3 protein-coding genes are annotated in these 1,566 nt (G+C 55.5%); all 3 read right to left on the bottom strand.

What is annotated here, in order from left to right; translation table 11 throughout:
• Window positions 1–51: 51 nt before the first annotated feature.
• Window positions 52–537, bottom strand: coding sequence for a 2-amino-4-hydroxy-6-hydroxymethyldihydropteridine diphosphokinase (gene folK, locus TY09_RS17450; protein WP_042437049.1), 486 nt, complete (start codon window positions 535–537; stop codon window positions 52–54).
• Complete coding sequence (gene folB, locus TY09_RS17445) at window positions 534–905, bottom strand: dihydroneopterin aldolase (protein WP_009060081.1); 372 nt, start codon at window positions 903–905, stop codon at window positions 534–536. Before folB ends, folK begins: the two co-directional genes overlap by 4 nt.
• A partial coding sequence (gene folP, locus TY09_RS17440; RefSeq protein WP_042437047.1) for a dihydropteroate synthase occupies window positions 898–1,566 on the bottom strand: 669 nt, incomplete at its 5' end. The genes folP and folB, both read right to left, overlap by 8 nt.

Raw genomic sequence — 1,566 nt, 5'->3', positions numbered from 1 at the left:
TCTATTGTCAATGCTTTTTTTGAAGTTTTTTCATCTTTTTTTAAAAAACTTTCATTTTGTTTCTAAAAGATGCACTTCTGAGAAGTCTGTTCTGCGAAAAGCGTCGGAAAAATCCAGGCCCAGAGCCACTTTTTCCGGAAAGAGGTCAGAAAGGGGCGCCAAAACAAATCCGCGGTTCAAAATGCCGGGGTGCGGCAGGCGAAGCTCCTCTTCGCGCAAAACAACATCTTCATATAAAAGTAGATCCAAATCGATCACGCGCGAACCGTGAAATTCGCGGCGCTCACGGCCAAGGCCCGCCTCGATGCCGAGACATGCCCCTAAAAGCGCGCGGGGAGAAAGCTCCGTGAGAAGCAGCGCGCAGGCGTTGAGGTAATCATTCTGGGCGCTCTGCACCTCTACGGGCGCAGTTTCATAGAAACGGGAAGTGGCAATCACCGTTGTTCCGGGCAGATTCTTCAGCGCCTGGAGCGCGTGTGAAAGGTTCTCGAGCCGGTTGCCCAGGTTAGAACCCAATCCGATCACTGCTTTTTTCAATCAAAATCACTTCGCTTTCTAGTAATCGATACCGCTGTGTACTCAAATTCCGCCTGAATCGGAGCCTCCGGCTTCATAAGCAGGACTTCCAGCTCCACTACCGCGGGGTATTCCTGAAAGATCTGCTCCGCGACCCGCTGGGCTACCCGCTCCAGCAGATCATAAGATTGCTCCGTCATGACGCGGATTGCCGTTTTCATTATTTTCGCATAACTGACCGTGTCGTCGATGCTGTCGCTGGCGCACGCCGCAGATAAATCCACGGACGCTGTGAGATCAATTATGAAATGCTGGCCGTCGCGCTTTTCTTCCGCGTTGACACCATGATATGCAAAAACACGCAATCCCTTTACTATAATTTTATCCAAGACTCGTCCCTCCCACTTTCGCACTGAGCACCGCGTACGCAACCTGCGCCGCCTGCACCGCTTCCCGAACATCATGCGCGCGCAGCAGCTGCGCGCCGCCGGCCTGCGCGAGAGTATGCGCCGCCAGCGTGCCGGGCGTCCGATCCTCCGCGGGCGGATCACCGCAGCTTTTGCCGATCACACCCTTGCGCGAGGCGGCCATCAAAAATGCACAGCCCTCGATGCGCACGGCATCGACGTTTGCAATCAGACGCAGATTCTCTTCATATGTTTTGCCGAACCCCACACCGGGATCAAAGCAGATGCGCTCCCGCGCGATGCCTATTTCCTGCGCCTGCCGCAGCTTGTCCTCGAAAAAGCGCCGCACGCGAATCAGAATATCCTCTTCGGGATCTTCCTTTAACACGTGTCCGTTGTGCATGATAATGCAGCCACAGCTGCTCTGGAGCACCGCGGGGAACATCGCGGGATCGGTAAAGCCGTTCACGTCGTTGATCACGTCAGCGCCCGCAGAGAGGGCCATAGAGGCTACCTGAGGGTAGAAGGTATCGACAGACACCGGAACGCTCAAACGCCCCTGAAGGGCCTTTAGAACCGGTTCAATGCGCTCCCACTCCTCCTGCGGAGGAATGGCGGTGAAGCCGGGGCGGGTGGACTGCCC

The organism is Faecalispora jeddahensis (assembly GCF_000577335.1).
Lineage (GTDB): Bacteria > Bacillota > Clostridia > Oscillospirales > Acutalibacteraceae > Faecalispora > Faecalispora jeddahensis.
Note: the sequence above shows the minus strand (reverse complement) of the source record. Positions and strands in the feature narration are given on the sequence as shown.